Here is a 17,730-nt window from a genome sequence, read left to right on the forward strand (position 1 = left end):
TTCGGGAGGCCAGTGCACACCAAACAGAACAGGTTGGAACCTCAGCCCTGTTTCGTATGCAGTGATAGACGCACAGAACAACTGGAATAGCATGAACCCCATCGTCATTAACAAGCTGCAGCGCAAACTGGGCTACACTTTTACTCATCCGGATTTATTGCAGCAGGCACTGACGCACCGTAGCGCCAGCAGCAAACACAATGAACGTCTTGAATTTCTTGGCGATTCTATTCTCAGCTACGTGATCGCCAATGCGCTCTATCACCGCTTCCCCCGCGTGGACGAAGGCGACATGAGCCGCATGCGTGCCACCTTGGTGCGCGGCAATACGCTGGCGGAGATGGCGCGCGAGTTCGACCTTGGCGAATGTTTACGCCTCGGTCCGGGCGAGCTGAAAAGCGGCGGTTTCCGTCGCGAATCGATCCTCGCGGATACCGTTGAAGCCTTGATCGGCGGCATTTTCCTCGACAGCAGCATTCAAACCGTCGAAAAGTTAATTCTCGACTGGTATCACTCGCGACTGGAACAGATCAGTCCGGGCGATAAACAAAAAGATCCGAAAACGCGCCTGCAGGAGTATTTGCAGGGACGTCATCTGCCACTGCCATCGTATTTGGTGGTGCAGGTGCGTGGCGAAGCCCACGATCAGGAATTCACCATTCACTGTCAGGTGAGTGGCATGGCAGAACCGGTGGTGGGCATTGGCTCCAGCCGCCGTAAAGCCGAGCAAGCAGCCGCCGAACAGGCGTTAATTAAGCTTGGCCTCGAATAAATAGTCACATCGCAGCGTCGACGGCGACGCTGCCCAAGTCAGGACTCGAATGAGCGAACTCGAAACATATAGCGGCTTTGTCGCGATTGTAGGCCGACCAAACGTCGGTAAATCCACTTTGCTAAACCAGTTGCTGGGGCAGAAAGTGTCGATCACGTCACGCAAGCCGCAAACCACGCGTCACCGCATCATGGGCATCCACACCGAAGGCGCTTATCAGGCGATCTACGTGGATACGCCAGGGCTGCACATGGAAGAGAAGCGGGCGATCAACCGCCTGATGAACCGTGCCGCCAGTAGCTCCATCGGTGACGTTGAGCTGGTGATTTTTGTAGTTGAAGGCACGCGCTGGACGCCAGACGACGAGATGGTGCTCAACAAGCTGCGTGATAACAAAGTTCCTGTGGTATTGGCGATCAATAAAGTCGACAACATCCAGGACAAGAGCATTCTGTTGCCGCATCTTCAGTTCCTCAGCCAGCAGATGAACTTCCTCGAAATCGTACCGATCTCTGCGGAAAGCGGCAAAAACGTTGATGCTATTGCAGCAATTGCGCGCAAATGCCTGCCAAAATCTGAGCACCATTTCCCGGAAGATTATGTCACTGACCGCTCACAGCGCTTTATGGCGTCTGAGATCATCCGTGAAAAATTGATGCGCTTCCTTGGTGCTGAGCTACCTTACTCCGTTACCGTAGAAATTGAGCAGTTTGTGTCTAACGATCGCGGCGGTTACGACATCAATGGCTTGATCCTCGTTGAGCGCGAAGGCCAGAAGAAGATGGTCATCGGCAATAAAGGCGCCAAGATCAAAACCATCGGCATTGAATCGCGTAAAGACATGGAAGAGATGTTTGAAGCGAAAGTGCATCTCGAACTGTGGGTTAAAGTGAAATCTGGCTGGGCGGACGATGAACGTGCGCTGCGCAGCTTAGGTTACTCTGACGAAGGTTAATTGATGGAAGGCTGGCAACGCGCCTTTGTGCTGCACAGTCGCCCTTACAGCGAAACCAGCCTGCTCCTAGATCTCTTCAGCGAAAGTGAAGGGCGCGTCCGCGTCCTTGCCAAAGGCGCCCGCTCGCGCCGCTCTCAATTGAAAGGTGCACTGCAACCCTTTACGCCACTGCTGGTGCGCTGGGGCGGACGCGGTGACGTCAAAACGCTGCGCAATGCCGAAGCCGTTTCGCTGGCATTGCCGCTCAGCGGCATCACGCTCTATTGCGGACTCTACGTCAACGAGCTGCTATCGCGCGTGCTGGAGCAGCAAATTCCCTTCTCTGACATGTTCTTCGATTACCTGAATTGCATCCAAACGCTGGCGGCAGGCAACGGCTCGCCTGAACCGGCACTACGTCGCTTTGAGCTGGCGCTGCTTGGGCATCTCGGCTACGGCGTGGATTTTCTGCATTGCGCTGGCAGTGGGGAAGAGGTGGCTGACGGCATGACCTACAGCTACCGCGAGGAGAAGGGCTTTATCGCCAGTTTGGTGGTCAATCAGCGCAGCTTTACCGGCCGCCAGCTGCGTGCGTTGTGGGAACGCGAATTCCCCGATGCCGATACATTGCGCGCCGCCAAACGCTTTACGCGTATGGCGCTGAAGCCCTATCTTGGCGGTAAGCCGCTGAAGAGTCAGGAACTGTTTCGCCAGTTTGTGCCAAAAAAGAAACCCGATGTGGCAAACGACTAGCGCTGGTCGTACCGCCTTATATATTTAGCGCGGTACACTGCAAACACACTGAACACATTTAAGGATTGTCATGGCTGAGTTGCTGTTAGGCGTCAACATTGACCACATTGCCACCGTACGTAATGCACGTGGCACAAACTATCCCGATCCGGTGCAGGCCGCGTTTGTAGCTGAGCAGGCCGGCGCCGACGGCATTACCGTGCATCTGCGTGAAGATCGCCGCCACATCACCGATCGCGATGTGCGCATTCTGCGTGACACCATCCAGACGCGCATGAATCTGGAGATGGCGGTCACTGACGAGATGATCGACATTGCCTGCGAAATCAAGCCGCAATTTGTTTGTCTGGTGCCGGAAAAACGTCAGGAAGTGACGACCGAAGGCGGGCTGGATGTGGCGGGCCAGCAGGATAAAATCAATGCTGCGGTGCGCCTGTTGAGCGATGCCGGCATTCTGGTTTCGTTATTTATTGATGCCGATCACCGCCAGATTGAAGCAGCGGTTGCCAGCGGCGCGCCTTACATCGAAATTCATACCGGCGCCTATGCCGAAGCGCCCGAAGGTCTCGCGCGCCAGGCAGAGCTGTCACGCATTCGTAAAGCCGCGACTTTCGCCGCCAGCCTTGGCCTGAAAGTGAATGCCGGCCACGGTTTGACCTACCACAACGTGCAGCCGATTGCTGAACTGCCGGAAATGCACGAGCTGAATATCGGCCATGCGATTATTGGTCGTGCGCTGTTCAGCGGTCTGGCAGATGCGGTCAGCGAAATGAAGCAGCTGATGCGGGAAGCGCGTCGCTAATGGCCATTCTCGGACTCGGTAGCGATATCGTAGAGATCGAGCGCATTGCGGGCGTCATTGAGCGCTCCGGCGACCGTCTGGCACGCCGCGTATTAAGCGAAGCCGAGTGGCAACAATATCAGGCGCACCAGCAACCGGTGCGCTTTCTTGCCAAACGGTTTGCGGTGAAAGAGGCGGCAGCAAAAGCCTTCGGCACCGGCATTCGCGGTGGGCTGGCGTTCAATCAGTTCGAAGTCTACAACGATGCGCTGGGCAAGCCGGGATTACGTTTCTTTGAGCAGGCCAAAGTGATTGCCAGCCAGCTCGGCGTGAAGCACGTGCATGTGACGTTAGCGGATGAACGCCATTACGCCTGCGCAACGGTGATTATCGAGAACTAAGGGTGCAACACCACGAACTTCTCCCACAGCGCCTCGCGGCTTTCCGGGTGCTGTGGATCGAGAATAATGGTGTTATCAATCGGGCAGACGCTTTGGCAGGTCGGCACATCATAATGGCCCACGCACTCGGTGCAGCGGTCGACATCAATCTCATAGATCGCATCGCCTAAGCTGATTGCCTGGTTTGGGCATTCAGGTTCGCACATATCGCAATTGATGCATTTAGTGGTGATGAGCAGGGCCATAGCGGAAGTCCAATAACAGCAGAAAAGGCGCGGGTATTATACGCGCCTGATCTCATCAGACCAGCTTTTTCACCAACTCTTCGCTGTGGCGAATGTGGCTGGAGGCGCGTTCGGGATCGTTTTGTACCAGCGCCATAAACAGCAAATCGGTCAGCGCCAGCTGCGCGCTGGTCGACGAGATCGCCGCGCTACGCGTGCTTTGCTCTTCCGCCACGGTGTAGAGGCAAACCGTGGCGCATTGCTGCAGGGCATTCGGCGTAAAACCGGTAAAGGCCAGCACATCGGCACCAACTTGCGCCGCTTCCTGCGCCGCCAGATTGATTTCGCGGCGTTCGCCCGTATAGGAAATCGCCAGCAGCACATCGCCTGGCGCCATTGCTTGCACGCTGGCGAGCAAGGCGTGCATATCCTGTTCCGCCACCGCATTGATGCCGATCTTCATCAGCTTCCACGAAAAATCTTTCGCCACTAAACCGGATGCACCGATGCCGACTAGCAAAATACGATTAGCGTTTTTCAGCAGCTGTAAGGTTAGCAGCAGCTTCTCTTCGCTGTTGATATCCAGCGTGGCGCGGATCGCCGAGATCTTCTCGGTCAGCAACTTTTCGCCAACCACTTTCAGCGGATCGTCGCTGAGAATATGGTTATGCACGGTAATCGCATCGCGATCGGCCATCGACTCGCTCAGCGCCAGCTTTAGCGCCGGAAAGCCTTTATAGCCGAGCTTCTGGGCGAACTTCACCACGCTGGATTGGCTAACGCCCGATTCCTCGGCAAGTTTTTGTGAACTGAGATGCCGTGCACGATCCGGCTGCGACAGCAAAAAATCCGCCAGCCGACGCTCATTTAGCGCCAGTCGCGGGTAGAGCTGACGAATGCGCAGCAATGAACTCATGGTTCGATCCTTAATTCCTTTATCCGCAAACAGCGCGTAAACGCGAAGAATAAACTATTCAAATGGCATTGTAGTCATTGGAATTAAAAATAGCAGCTTTCGCCTCGAACGCCGAAGCTGGCTACACTGTAGTGCAGAAACCGCGAAGGATAGAGAAGGAGTGCTGTTTGACAAAGGGTACACAACGACGCGTGGTGTTTTTCGATCTCGATGGCACGCTACATCAGCAAGACATGTTTGGCACCTTTATGCGCTATCTGCTGCGACGTCAGCCGATCAATCTGCTGCTGGTGGTGCCGCTGTTGCCGGTGATCGGTCTCGGCATGCTGTTCAAAGGCCGTGCCGCACGCTGGCCGATGAGTTTGTTACTGTGGGCGATCACCTTCGGCCACAGCGAAAAACGTCTGCGCCAGCGTGAGGCGGAATTCGCCGAGTGGTTCCGCCAGCGTGTTACCGCGTTTCCGGTGGTGCAGCAGCGGCTTACCGACTATCTCAGCAGTAATGATGCCGATGTCTGGCTGATTACCGGTTCGCCGCAGTCGCTGGTGGAGCAAGTCTATTTCGACTCGGCCTTCTTACCGCGCGTGCAGCTGATCGCTAGCCAGATGAAACCGGGCCGTGGCGGACGTTTGCTGTCAATGCGCTGTCTCGGCCATGAAAAGGTGGCGCAGCTGGAGGAGAAAATCGGCACGCCGCTGCAACTGTATAGCGGCTACAGCGACAGCAAACAGGACAACCCGCTGCTGTTCTTCTGTCAGCACCGCTGGCGCGTCACGCCAAGCGGTGAGCTGCAACAGCTGGAATAACGCTTCGATTCCGGCAGCAGCATCGCTATAATGCGCCGCCTTAAATGTCCGCAGGAGTTGCCCGGTGAACCCACAAACTGATGAATATTGGATGCGTTATGCGCTGGAACTGGCGAAGCGCGCGTGGGAGCAGGGCGAAGTGCCGGTTGGTGCGGTGCTGGTGCAGGGCGACAAAGTGATTGGCGAAGGCTGGAATCGGCCGATTGGTCAGCACGATCCTACCGCACATGCCGAGATCATGGCGCTGCGCCAGGGCGGCAAAGTACTGGAAAACTATCGTCTGCTGGATACCACGCTGTACGTCACGCTGGAACCCTGCGTGATGTGCGCCGGTGCGATGGTGCACAGCCGCATCACGCGGCTGGTGTATGGCGCGAAAGATGAGAAAACCGGCGCGGCCGGTTCACTGCTGGATGTGATTGGTCATCCCGGCATGAATCATCAAATTCAGATTGATTGCGGCGTGCTGGCGGAAGAGTGTGCCGGGATGCTGAGTGACTTCTTCCGCATGCGTCGCGAGCAGAAGAAGGCGCTGCGTCAGGCGCAGCGCACCGGTTAATTCATCGCAATTTTCGGTTCGACCGCCGGGTAACCGGCGCCTAATTCCGCTTCCAGCGCAGACTGCTGCGCTAAACGCTTCTCCTGCTCCTGCAAATATCCCACCAAACTGATCTGATACTTACGGATGTTCTCAACGTAGTTATAGGCTTCGTGGCCGCGCGCATAGCCGTAAGTGGTTTGCGTGTAGTAGCGCTTCTGGCTGAGCATTGGCAGACGCAGCTTCACATCGGCCCAGCTGTCCGGATTGCCGCCCTGTTTTGCCGTCAGCTTGCGCACGTCCAGCATGTGCGCGTAGCCCATGTTATATGCCGCCAGCGCGAACCAGATACGTTCCTCTTCCGGAATGGTCTCCGGCACTTTCTCCATCATGCGCTTGAGATATTCGCTGCCGCCGCGAATGCTCTGTTCGGGATCGAGGCGATCGTCAACGTCGAGGCTATCGGCGGTATTGCGCGTCAACATCATCATGCCGCGCACGCCGGTTGGCGACGTAGCCTGCGGATTCCAGTGCGATTCCTGATAAGAGATCGCCGCCAGTAAACGCCAATCCATGCTGGCAGAATATTTCTCAAACAGCGGTTTGATATCCGGCAGCGTGTGATCAATGGCGCGCAGGAAGGTGCGGGTATCAACGTAGTCAAAGGTGCCAACGTGGCCGAGATACTTCTCTTCCAGCCGCGCCATGGTGCCTTCCTCGCCCATCTGGCTGTAGAAGTCGAGCATCGCAGCGCTCAGACTGTCGTCATCGTTACGCGGCAAGTACCAGGTTACCGGCTCTTCATCGGTCACATCAAACGCCACCGCCAGCTGCGGATGAATGCGCTGTAGCAGGCCGATGGTGACCGAATCGCCCACCGTATAATCGAGTTTGCCGTCGGCAACCGCTTCAAGCAGCGCTTTCTGGCCCTGATCGGTGGAGATAGCCCAGTCGAGATCGGGATAGCTGTCAGCTTTGGCGGAACGTAAAGTTGACAGATATGCCGAACCGGACTGCACAATCAGGCGGCCTTTGAGATCGCCCAGATTCTTCGGCCGGGGCTTATCAATGCGGTACACCAGCTGCTGCGACACCGAATAGTAGCTCGGGCCACTTTGGTAGTGTGCGAGGCGCTCGCTGTTGTAGATCAAGCCGGCAGCCAGCAAATCCGCTTTTCCGTCATCGAGGTCGTCAAACAGATCGCCGAGGTTAGGACGCACCTCAACTTCCAGTTTCACGCCCAGGTAATCGGCGAAGCGCTTCGCCAGCTCGTAGTCCATACCGGCTGGTGCATTGTTAATGGTGTAGTAAGTCAGCGGAGAGTTAACGGTACTGATGCGCAGCACTCCGCGTGATTTGATCTGTGATAGCGCGTCTGTTCCGCCCCCGTACCACGGGATGGAAGGCCACAATGCTAGCGCAAGCAGCACGGTGATCAGACCGATAAACAGATAGTTTATTTTTAGGCGTTTCAAATAGTTGTCTCGTAATGGCTCACAGGCCTCTGTCTTTTAAAGGCAGTATTTATGTTGTTTTAACTCCCAGAGCGAGGGGCATTTTGCGCAACAAAAAGGGGCAGGGCAACTTTTATAGCAAGAATTGTGCAAAATTCAGCCAAACGCCAGGTGCCAGAATTTATGCGCAAACGGTTTCGTAACCCGTGCTGTTTCTCTATAATACCGCCCGTTTTCCCCTGTTGCGCCCAATGAAGCGTCGCCCGGCACTTCAAAGACGAGAGATCTTTAATGATGGAAATTCTGCGTGGTTCGCCCGCTCTGTCGGCATTTCGTGTAAACAAACTGCTGACCCGCTTTCAGGACGCTCACCTTCCGGTGAGTGATATTTACGCCGAGTACGTCCATTTTGCCGATGTTAGTGCACCGCTCAGCGCGGATGAGCAAGCCCGCCTGCAACGCCTGCTGAAATACGGTCCTTCTCTCGCCGAACACGCGCCACAAGGGCGTCTGTTGCTGGTAACGCCGCGTCCCGGCACCATCTCTCCATGGTCATCGAAAGCCACTGACATCGCTCACAACTGCGATTTGCCACAAGTATTGCGTCTCGAGCGCGGTATGGCCTTCTATGTGCAGGCGCCTGAGCTGACGGAAGCACAATGGCAGCAGCTGGCGAGCCTGCTGCATGACCGCATGATGGAAACGGTGTTCGCTGACCTCAACGATGCGCAGCAGCTGTTTGCTCATCATCAGCCGCAGCCGCTGAAGAGCGTTGACGTGCTGGGCGCCGGTCGCAGCGCGCTGGAGCAAGCCAACACCACGCTGGGCCTGGCGCTGGCCGATGATGAGATCGATTACCTGCTTGATGCCTTTACTAAGCTGGGCCGCAATCCGAACGACATCGAGCTCTACATGTTTGCGCAGGCAAACTCCGAGCACTGTCGTCACAAGATCTTCAACGCCGACTGGATTATCGACGGCGAAAAACAGCCGAAGTCGCTGTTTAAAATGATCAAAAACACCTTTGAACATAATCCAGAGCACGTGCTGTCTGCTTATAAAGACAACGCTGCAGTAATGGAAGGTTCTGAAGTTGGCCGCTTCTACGCCGATGCGCAGAAGGGCGAATACGAATTCCATCAGGAAGATGCGCATATCCTGATGAAGGTCGAAACTCATAACCACCCAACCGCCATTTCACCGTGGCCGGGTGCCGCGACCGGTTCTGGTGGCGAGATTCGTGACGAAGGCGCAACCGGACGTGGCGCGAAGCCAAAAGCCGGTCTGGTCGGTTTCTCGGTATCGAACCTGCGTATTCCAGGCTTTGAACAGCCGTGGGAAGAGGATTTCGGTAAGCCGGATCGCATTGTCACCGCGCTGGATATCATGACCGAAGGCCCATTGGGCGGCGCGGCGTTCAATAACGAATTTGGTCGTCCTGCCCTGAACGGCTACTTCCGTACCTATGAAGAGCGCGTCAACAGCCACAATGGCGTTGAGCTGCGCGGCTACCACAAGCCAATCATGCTGGCGGGCGGCATCGGTAACATCCGTGCCGATCACGTGCAGAAAGGCGAAATCGTGGTGGGCGCCAAACTGATCGTGCTGGGTGGACCGGCGATGAACATCGGTTTGGGCGGCGGCGCGGCATCTTCGATGGCATCTGGCCAATCGGATGCCGATCTCGACTTTGCGTCAGTACAGCGCGACAACCCAGAAATGGAACGTCGTTGCCAGGAAGTGATCGACCGCTGCTGGCAGCTGGGCGAAGCCAACCCGATTCTGTTTATCCATGACGTCGGCGCGGGCGGTCTGTCGAACGCCATGCCTGAACTGGTGAGCGACGGTAATCGTGGCGGTAACTTCAACCTGCGCGACATCCTCAGCGATGAGCCAGGCATGAGCCCGCTGGAAGTGTGGTGTAACGAGTCGCAGGAACGTTATGTGCTGGCGGTTGCCCCTGCACAACTGGCGCTGTTTGACGAGCTGTGTAAGCGTGAACGCGCGCCTTATGCCGTTATCGGTGAAGCCACCGAAGAGCTGCATCTGAACCTCGCCGACAGCCATTTCGACAACAAGCCAATCGACATGCCGCTCGACGTGCTGCTGGGCAAAACGCCGAAGATGACGCGTGATGTTGCGAGCCAGCAGGCTAAAGGTGATGCGCTGCAGCGTGACGGCATTAGCGTGGCGGATGCGGTAAATCGCGTGCTGCACTTGCCGACCGTGGCAGAAAAAACCTTCCTGATCACCATCGGTGACCGTAGCGTAACCGGCATGGTCGCGCGCGATCAGATGGTGGGGCCGTGGCAGATTCCGGTTGCGAACTGCGCCGTCACCACCGCCAGCCTCGATAGCTATCACGGTGAAGCCTTCTCCCTCGGCGAGCGCGCGCCAGTGGCGTTGCTCGACTTCGCCGCTTCAGGTCGTCTGGCCGTCGGTGAAGCGCTGACCAACATCGCAGCAACCTCAATTGGTTCGCTGCAACGCGTTAAGCTGTCCGCAAACTGGATGGCCGCTGCTGGTCACCCGGGCGAAGACGCCGGCTTGTACGCTGCGGTGAAAGCGGTCGGCGAAGAGCTGTGTCCGGCGCTGGGTATCACCATTCCGGTAGGCAAAGACTCGATGTCGATGAAAACCCGCTGGCAGAATGGCAACGAACAGCGCGAAATGACCTCGCCGCTGTCGCTGGTAATCACCGCCTTTGCGCGCGTTGAAGATGTGCGTCGCACCGTGACGCCACAGCTGCAAGCGGATCAAGACAACCTGCTGTTGCTGGTGGATCTCGGCAACGGCGCGAACACGCTTGGCGCGACCGCGCTGTCGCAGGTTTATCGTCAGCTGGGCGACAAGCCTGCCGACGTGCGCGACGCCACGCAGCTGGCGGGCTTCTTCAACGCCATTCAGGCGCTGGTGGCTGAGCAGAAACTGCTGGCTTACCACGACCGTTCTGACGGCGGCCTGTTGGTCACGCTGGCGGAGATGGCCTTCACCGGTCACTGCGGTATCGAAGCCGATATCGCCGCGCTGGGCAGCGATGCGTTAGCCGCCTTGTTCACCGAAGAGCTGGGCGCAGTGTTGCAGATCAATGCAGCGGATCGTGCAGCAGTCGAGAAGGTGTTTGCTGAGCATGGCCTGAGCGCTAACCTGCATGTGATTGGCAAAGCGTTGCCGGGCGATCGCTTCGTAATCCGTTCTGGCGACAGCGCGGTGTACAGCGAAAGCCGTACCACGCTGCGTACCTGGTGGGCAGAAACCACCTGGCAGATGCAGCGTCTGCGTGACAACCCAGCCTGCGCCGATCAGGAGCATGAAGCGAAGAAAGACGATAACGACCCAGGTCTGAACGTTCATCTGACCTTCAAGCCAGAAGAAGATGTTGCGGCACCGATGATTGCGACGGGCACACGTCCGCGTGTGGCAGTGCTGCGTGAGCAGGGCGTTAACTCACACGTGGAAATGGCTGCCGCCTTCCATCGTGCAGGCTTTACTGCGGTTGATGTGCACATGAGCGATCTGCTGGCTGGTCGTCGCGGTCTGGAAGAGTTCCAGGCGCTGGTCGCCTGCGGCGGCTTCTCATACGGTGATGTGCTGGGCGCGGGCGAAGGCTGGGCGAAATCTATTCTGTTCAATGGCCGCGTGCGTGATGAGTTCGAGAACTTCTTCCATCGCCCACAAACGCTGGCACTTGGCGTGTGTAACGGTTGCCAGATGATCTCGAACCTGCGTGAACTGATTCCAGGAAGCGAGCTGTGGCCACGCTTTGTGCGCAACCAGTCCGAGCGTTTTGAAGCGCGTTTCAGCCTAGTTGAAGTGGCGGCGAGTCCATCGCTGCTGCTGGATGGCATGGTCGGATCGCATATGCCAATCGCGGTATCGCACGGTGAAGGTTTTGTTGAAGTGCGTGACGGCGCGCATCTGGCACAGTTGGAGAGCAAAGGTTTAGTGGCGCTGCGCTTCGTCGATAACTTCGGTAAAGTGACAGAAAGCTATCCGGCTAACCCGAACGGCTCACCAAACGGCATCACTGCGGTAACCAACGAAAGCGGTCGCGTGACCATCATGATGCCGCACCCAGAGCGTGTGTTCCGTACCGTGAGCAACTCCTGGCATCCGGCGGAGTGGGGCGAAGACAGCCCGTGGATGCGTATCTTCCGCAACGCGCGCAAGCAGTTGGGATAAGCAAAAAAAAGGCCGCTAAACAGCGGCCTTTTTTATTGAACTGCGCGTTTTGTAGGGTCGCCATTCATGGCGACCTTGCTGAAATCCGCATGATTCTGAGACTGTCGGAAAACAACGACAATCCCGCCTTTATGTTGTCGCCAAAAGGTGACACTTAACTTATTGATTTACATGGCGAGTAAATTGGCGCACTAAACCCGTTGCTAATTAGCGACACTTTTCACTGACCGTCCGGTCCGCTTTTCGCCCGGAACCCGCTTTTTGTCTGGCATTCCTCTGATAATAAACGCTATTTATTTATTGGCACGATACTTGCTATACTCCTTACGTGGCTCATTCACCCGTTTATGATTGCCCCGCTTTAGCGGCTGAGCTCATAAAAACCGAATGACGCACCAAACGGAGCCTGTCGTCCACCTCACCGATAATCGTTTGCTTTGCATCGTTATCAAACATCGGACGCAACGTTGAGTTAGGCTCCACCTAATTTGCAAGCGATGCTGCGGCGTCGCTCCCACGGCAGGCCAAAAGGCCTGCCGTTTTCATTTCTGACCTTTCTTCCCTTTTGATACTTCGTTAGCATGCCTGCAGCTCACATTTAAGGAAGCGCGGTTGTGATGAAATGGCGTCTGTTTCCCCGATCCCTGCGGCAGTTGGTGTTAATGGCTTTCCTGCTGGTTCTGCTGCCGTTGCTAGTTCTGGCGTGGCAAGCGTGGGAAAGTCTTTCGGCATTAAGCAACCAGGCAGCCGATACCAACCGCAACACCTTTACCGATGTGCGTCGCAGCGAAGCGATGGCGCGAACCGCGCTGGAGCTGGAGCGCAGCTATCGTCAATATTGTGTGCTCGGCGATGCCTCGCTGGCGAAGCTGTATCAAACGCAATGGACGCGCTACGGCCAAATGCTCAGCAGCCACGCCGCCAGTTTGCCCAATCTGCCCTCTTTTAAAGTGCTGCAAACCACCTTGCCGCAGCTGCAGCAGTTGCAGTGCGACAACGGCAATCCTGAGGCACAAGCCGCCAGCGCGCTGGAGCGCTTTTCAGATAACAATACGCAAATGGTGCAGGCAACGCGCGAAGTGGTGTTTTCACGCGGCTTACAGCTGCAGCGTGAAATCGCCGATCGCGGCCAGTTTTTTGGCTGGCAGGCGCTGATTCTGTTCCTGATCAGCCTGGTGCTGGTTTTGCTGTTTACGGGGATGATCATCGGTCCGGTGAAACGGGTCGAACGTATGATCAATCGCCTGGGCGAAGGTAAAGCGCTGGGTGATAACGGCAGCTTCCGGGGGCCGCGTGAGATCCGGTCGCTGGGCCAGCGCATCGTCTGGCTGAGTGAGCGTTTAAGCTGGCTGGAAGAGCAGCGCCACGAATTTTTGCGTCACCTGTCGCACGAGCTTAAGACGCCGCTCGCCAGCCTGCGTGAAGGCACTGAACTGCTGGCCGATCAGGTCGCCGGTCCATTGAATGCCGAGCAGCAGGAAGTGGTGGCGATTCTCGATACCAGCAGCCGCCATTTACAGCGGCTGATCGAGCAGCTGCTCGATTACAACCGCAAGTTGGCCGATGGCCCAATGGCGCTTAAACCCGTGGCGCTAAATGAAATCATTGATTCAGTAGTAAAAGTGCACTCGTTGCCCGCCAATGCGCGTGAAATGACCACCCATGTTGATCTGCAGGTGCATCATTGTCTGGCGGAAGCGACGCTGCTGCAGCGAGTGATTGATAACCTCTATTCGAACGCCGTGAACTACGGCAGCGAATCCGGTAACATCTGGCTGCAGAGCCAGCAGAAGGGCAACCAGGTGTGGATTGAGGTAGCAAACACCGGCACACCGATTCCGGCTGAAGAGCAGGCGATGATTTTTGAGCCCTTTTATCAGGGCAGCCAACAGCGTAAAGGGCCGGTTAAAGGCAGCGGGCTGGGTTTGAGCATCGCCAAAGATTGTCTGCGCAGGATGCACGGCGATCTGCAGTTGGTAACGCGCAAGGATGCGGATGTCTGTTTTCGTATCATTCTGACGACCAGCGCCGGGAATGCCTGATTAATGAAATTAACCCTATTTAAACTTGTGGCCAGTGCAGTGCTGGTTTTGGGCCTCAGCGCCTGCCAGGCACCGTCACAAGATCGTACGCAGCATAATGGCGTCAGCGTGCCAGAACCGGACGTGCGCTTGCCGGATTATCTGGCGACCGATTGCCAAAACGTCTGGCAAATCGAAACGCCAGCCTCCGCCGGCAATCCGCTCTATTGGCAGCGCGCCATGGATTGCGCCGAGCGCTTATCGCCGGCCGAAGCGCGGGCTGAAGCACGTCGTTGGCCGGTGCAAGGCTGGGCGCGCGCCTTCAAGCAGGGCATCTTACTCGCTAACGGTAACGTCACGCCGGTTGAGCGCCGTGATTTTGTCACGACCTTAGACGGTTACAGCGCGGCGTATCCGGCGTCGGTGCGTCCGCTGCTGCAACTATGGCGCAGCAATCAGGCGGCGCAACTGGAGCTGAGCGAAGCGCGTGGACGCTACGCCGCTTTACAGCAGAGTAATGACGCCGAGATGGATATCCTGCGCCAGCAGCAAACCAAAATGCGTCAGTCGCTGGCCGATACCCAACGCAAGTTAGAGCGTTTAACCGATATTGAACGCCAGCTGTCGTCGCGCAAAGCGCCCGACAGCAGCGACACATCGCACGGCGGCAGCGATGTGCAAAGTGAGGATCAGTAACCATGAAACAAGCCGCACGTTTATTGCTGGTGGATGACGATCCGGGCTTATTGAAACTGCTCGGCATGCGCCTGAGCAGTGAAGGCTATCAGGTTGCGACAGCCGCCAGCGGGCCGGAAGCCCTGCGCCATCTGCAGAAAGAGAAAGTCGATCTGGTGATTAGCGACCTGCGCATGGATGAAATGGATGGTCTGGCGCTGTTCGGCGAAGTGCAGAAACGTCATGCGGGCTTGCCGGTGATCATTCTCACCGCGCACGGATCGATCCCGGAAGCGGTATCCGCCACGCAACAAGGCGTGTTCAGTTTTCTGACCAAACCGGTTGATCGTGACGCCTTGTACAAAGCGATAGATGAAGCGCTGGCCCAGCGCGCGCCGATCAGCGATGACGGCTGGCGTGAAGCGATTGTGACGCGCAATCCGCAGATGCTGCGTTTGCTGGACCAGTCGCACATGGTGGCGCAATCTGACGTCAGCGTGTTGATCAATGGGCAAAGTGGCACCGGTAAAGAGGTACTGGCGCAGGCAATTCACGCCGCCAGCCCGCGCGCCACTAAGCCGTTCATCGCCATCAACTGCGGTGCGCTGCCGGAACAGCTTTTAGAGTCCGAGCTGTTTGGCCACGCTAAAGGCGCCTTTACCGGCGCGGTTAGCGCACGTGAAGGCCTGTTCCAGGCGGCCGAGGGCGGCACGCTGTTTCTCGATGAGATTGGCGACATGCCGCAGGCGCTGCAGGTGAAACTGCTGCGTGTGCTGCAGGAGCGCAAAGTGCGGCCGTTAGGCAGCAACCGCGATTTGGATATCAACGTGCGGATTATTTCCGCGACGCACCGCGACTTGCCCAAAGCGATGGAGAAGAAGAGTTTCCGCGAAGATCTCTACTATCGCCTAAACGTGGTGAACCTGAAGATTCCCGCGCTGCACGAGCGCGCTGAAGATATTCCGCTGCTGGCAAATCATCTGCTACGCCAGTCGGCCGATCGCCATAAACCTTTTGTGCGTAGCTTCTCGGTGGATGCAATGAAGCGGTTGGTCAGCGCGGCATGGCCGGGCAATGTGCGCCAACTGGTCAACGTGATTGAGCAGTGCGTCGCCTTGAGTACCGCGCCGGTGATCGGTGATGCTTTGGTTGAACAGGCGCTGGCGGGCGAAAATACCGCGTTGCCCACTTTCGTCGAAGCGCGTAATCAGTTTGAGCTCAACTATTTGCGTAAATTGCTACAGATGACCAAAGGAAATGTCACCAACGCTGCGCGTCTGGCTGGACGTAACCGCACTGAATTCTATAAGCTGCTGTCGCGCCATGAATTGGACGCCAGCGAATTTAAAGAGTAGCTTGCTGCGGCGGCGGCAGGAACACGTATACTATATTTATCCGTCCATCATGGAGGGAGTTAAAAAGGATCTGTCATGAAAAAGATCGATGCAATTATCAAACCATTCAAACTCGATGATGTACGTGAAGCGTTAGCTGAAGTGGGCATCACCGGGATGACGGTCAGTGAAGTGAAAGGCTTTGGTCGTCAGAAAGGTCACACTGAGCTGTATCGCGGCGCTGAGTACATGGTTGATTTTCTGCCAAAAGTGAAAATCGAAATGGTGGTAGGTGACGATATCGTCGATACCTGCGTAGAAACCATTATGAAAACCGCGCAGACCGGCAAAATCGGTGACGGCAAAATCTTTGTCTTTGACGTGGCGCGCGTGGTGCGTATCCGTACCGGTGAAGAGGACGAAGAGGCGATTTAAGCCCCTTCGCGCATTGCCTGAAAAGCCTGCCTTGTGCAGGCTTTTTTGTTTTACAGCACTTTGTGCGGACCAAACACTTCGTAGTGGATGCGATCGGCATTGATGCCGGCGTCAACCAGTTGACGCGCGACAAACTGCATAAACGGCAGTGGACCACAGATCCAGAACTGACGATCGGCCTGGTTGAGCGCGGCGGATACGCTTGCTAAATCCATCAAGCCTTGCGCGTCGTAACGTCCGGCATCGGCACCTTCCGGCTGACGATACCAAACGTGGCTGGTGAAGTTTGGCAGGCGTGCGCCAAGGGATTTCACCTCCTCAGCAAATGCATGCTGCGAACCGGCTTCTGCGGCGTGCAGCCAGTTAACCGCCGCCGCATGTTGCTGCTGCGCCAGGTTAGCCAGCATCGCCAGCATGGGGGTTTGGCCGACGCCAGCCGAGATCAGCGTAATCGGCGTGGCTGCTTCAGCCTGCAGGAAGAAATCACCGGCTGGCGCAGCACACTGCACGATATCGCCCACCTGCGCGTTATCGTGCAGCCAGCCCGACACGCTGCCCAGCGCTTCGCGTTTAACCGCGATGCGATAAAACTGCCCATTGGGCTGGTGCGTCAGCGAATACTGGCGATGCTGGATATTTTCAAAACCTGCCGGTTGTAAGCTGATCGCCAGATACTGTCCCGGCAGGAAGGTTGCCACCGGCTGACCGTCGTTTGGCACCAGTTCAAAACTCTTGATTACCGAACTTTCCTGATTGATGGCGCGAATACGGAAATCACGCGCTCCGCGCCAGCCGCCGGTTTTCTCTTCGGAGGCTGAATAGATGGCTTCTTCACGCTGGATAAACACATCGGCCAGCACACCATACGCTTTGCCCCACGCGGTCAACACCTCTTCACCCGGATGCAGCAGCTCATCAATCGTCGCCAGCAGATTTTCACCGACAATGGCGTACTGCTCAGGCTGAATGTTCAGGCTGGCATGCTTCTGCGCAATTTTCTCCACTGCCGGCAACAGCACGGCCAAATTTTCCAGGTTGCTGCCATACGCCACAATGGCGTTGAACAATGCTTCCCGCTGATTGCCGCTGCGCTGATTGTTCATGTTGAACACGTTTTTCAGTTCAGGATGTTGCGTCAGTAAACGCTGGTAGAAATGGCCGGTAAGTTGCGGACCGATCTGGGCAATGGCGGGCAAGGTCGATTTGATAGTGGCGATGGTTTGCGCGTCGAGCATGGTGAAATCCTCAAGGTGAATTTAAACATGTATTTTAAATGCATCTTATGAGTAATCGCAGCGCCTGTAAATCCCCTGTTGTGATTAAGGGTTAAGCAAAAGAGGTGCGAGCTGGCCCGCAAAGCTGAAATTCTTTCGCGATGAAAGTGAGCAAATTTCGTGATTTTCCGGTTTGCAAAAAAGCGTAAAAAACCCGTTCCAGCGCCATGCCAATCGTTTGCGCAAAAAGAGGGGATTGACGCTACCGTCACCTGTCAAAACCGTTTACA

The 17,730-nt window shown here is 56.3% G+C and carries 16 protein-coding genes; 12 read left to right on the top strand and 4 right to left on the bottom strand.

Annotation, left to right across the window (positions count from 1 at the left end):
- The first annotated feature begins 91 nt into the window (after positions 1 to 91).
- The 5 genes from rnc to acpS all read left to right on the top strand — a co-directional run bounded on the left by rnc (position 92) and on the right by acpS (position 3,641).
- On the top strand, positions 92 to 772 hold the full coding sequence (gene rnc, locus RTM06_RS03580) for a ribonuclease III (RefSeq protein WP_036620136.1): 681 nt from the start codon (positions 92 to 94) through the stop codon (positions 770 to 772).
- A gap of 49 nt (positions 773 to 821) precedes the next feature.
- Positions 822 to 1,727 (top strand): GTPase Era, encoded by a 906-nt coding sequence (gene era / locus RTM06_RS03585; RefSeq protein ID WP_008101512.1) that lies wholly within the window; start codon positions 822 to 824, stop codon positions 1,725 to 1,727.
- A 3-nt stretch (positions 1,728 to 1,730) separates the two neighbouring features.
- Complete coding sequence (gene recO, locus RTM06_RS03590; RefSeq protein WP_008101510.1) at positions 1,731 to 2,459, top strand: DNA repair protein RecO; 729 nt, start codon at positions 1,731 to 1,733, stop codon at positions 2,457 to 2,459.
- A 70-nt stretch (positions 2,460 to 2,529) separates the two neighbouring features.
- Positions 2,530 to 3,261 (top strand): pyridoxine 5'-phosphate synthase, encoded by a 732-nt coding sequence (pdxJ, locus tag RTM06_RS03595; RefSeq protein ID WP_312179981.1) that lies wholly within the window; start codon positions 2,530 to 2,532, stop codon positions 3,259 to 3,261.
- Positions 3,261 to 3,641, top strand: a complete 381-nt coding sequence (gene acpS, locus RTM06_RS03600; RefSeq protein ID WP_061718003.1) for a holo-ACP synthase — start codon at positions 3,261 to 3,263, stop codon at positions 3,639 to 3,641. The genes pdxJ and acpS overlap by 1 nt, the downstream gene beginning before the upstream one ends.
- Here the strand turns inward: acpS and RTM06_RS03605 are convergent.
- A complete protein-coding gene (locus tag RTM06_RS03605) occupies positions 3,638 to 3,886 on the bottom strand; it encodes a YfhL family 4Fe-4S dicluster ferredoxin (RefSeq protein WP_008101505.1) in 249 nt (82 codons plus the stop codon). The genes acpS and RTM06_RS03605 overlap by 4 nt on opposite strands.
- Before the next feature lie 55 nt (positions 3,887 to 3,941).
- On the bottom strand, positions 3,942 to 4,781 hold the full coding sequence (locus tag RTM06_RS03610) for a MurR/RpiR family transcriptional regulator (RefSeq protein ID WP_256697137.1): 840 nt from the start codon (positions 4,779 to 4,781) through the stop codon (positions 3,942 to 3,944).
- 167 nt (positions 4,782 to 4,948) lie between these two features.
- On the opposite strand from RTM06_RS03610, the gene yfhb reads away from it, so the two are divergent.
- Together yfhb and tadA are read left to right on the top strand one after the other, a co-directional pair.
- Entirely contained in the window at positions 4,949 to 5,587 is a 639-nt protein-coding gene (gene yfhb / locus RTM06_RS03615; RefSeq protein WP_312179983.1) for a phosphatidylglycerophosphatase C, read from the top strand.
- Positions 5,588 to 5,651: 64 nt separating this feature from the next.
- Positions 5,652 to 6,146: a tRNA adenosine(34) deaminase TadA gene (gene tadA, locus RTM06_RS03620; RefSeq protein ID WP_008101500.1), complete on the top strand. Its 495-nt coding sequence runs from the start codon at positions 5,652 to 5,654 to the stop codon at positions 6,144 to 6,146.
- Here the strand turns inward: tadA and mltF are convergent.
- Entirely contained in the window at positions 6,143 to 7,600 is a 1,458-nt protein-coding gene (gene mltF / locus RTM06_RS03625) for a membrane-bound lytic murein transglycosylase MltF (RefSeq protein WP_312179986.1), read from the bottom strand. The two genes, tadA and mltF, sit on opposite strands and share 4 nt — an antisense overlap.
- Before the next feature lie 270 nt (positions 7,601 to 7,870).
- Here mltF and purL point away from each other — a divergent pair, with 270 nt between their 5' ends.
- The 5 genes from purL to glnB all read left to right on the top strand — a co-directional run bounded on the left by purL (position 7,871) and on the right by glnB (position 16,226).
- Positions 7,871 to 11,761: a phosphoribosylformylglycinamidine synthase gene (gene purL / locus RTM06_RS03630; protein WP_312179988.1), complete on the top strand. Its 3,891-nt coding sequence runs from the start codon at positions 7,871 to 7,873 to the stop codon at positions 11,759 to 11,761.
- A 614-nt stretch (positions 11,762 to 12,375) separates the two neighbouring features.
- Positions 12,376 to 13,803, top strand: coding sequence for a HAMP domain-containing sensor histidine kinase (locus RTM06_RS03635; RefSeq protein WP_312179990.1), 1,428 nt, complete (start codon positions 12,376 to 12,378; stop codon positions 13,801 to 13,803).
- A gap of 3 nt (positions 13,804 to 13,806) precedes the next feature.
- Positions 13,807 to 14,478, top strand: a complete 672-nt coding sequence (qseG, locus tag RTM06_RS03640) for a two-component system QseEF-associated lipoprotein QseG (protein WP_312179992.1) — start codon at positions 13,807 to 13,809, stop codon at positions 14,476 to 14,478.
- Positions 14,479 to 14,480: 2 nt separating this feature from the next.
- Positions 14,481 to 15,812: a two-component system response regulator GlrR gene (gene glrR / locus RTM06_RS03645; RefSeq protein WP_312179994.1), complete on the top strand. Its 1,332-nt coding sequence runs from the start codon at positions 14,481 to 14,483 to the stop codon at positions 15,810 to 15,812.
- 75 nt (positions 15,813 to 15,887) lie between these two features.
- Positions 15,888 to 16,226, top strand: coding sequence for a nitrogen regulatory protein P-II (glnB, locus tag RTM06_RS03650; RefSeq protein WP_007886217.1), 339 nt, complete (start codon positions 15,888 to 15,890; stop codon positions 16,224 to 16,226).
- Between the two features lie 50 nt (positions 16,227 to 16,276).
- On the opposite strand, the gene hmpA is transcribed toward glnB, so the two are convergent.
- On the bottom strand, positions 16,277 to 17,482 hold the full coding sequence (hmpA, locus tag RTM06_RS03655; RefSeq protein ID WP_409455785.1) for an NO-inducible flavohemoprotein: 1,206 nt from the start codon (positions 17,480 to 17,482) through the stop codon (positions 16,277 to 16,279).
- Positions 17,483 to 17,730 lie beyond the last annotated feature (248 nt).

This window comes from Pantoea sp. CTOTU46764 (assembly GCF_031974595.1).
GTDB classification, from domain to species: Bacteria; Pseudomonadota; Gammaproteobacteria; order Enterobacterales; family Enterobacteriaceae; genus Pantoea; species Pantoea trifolii.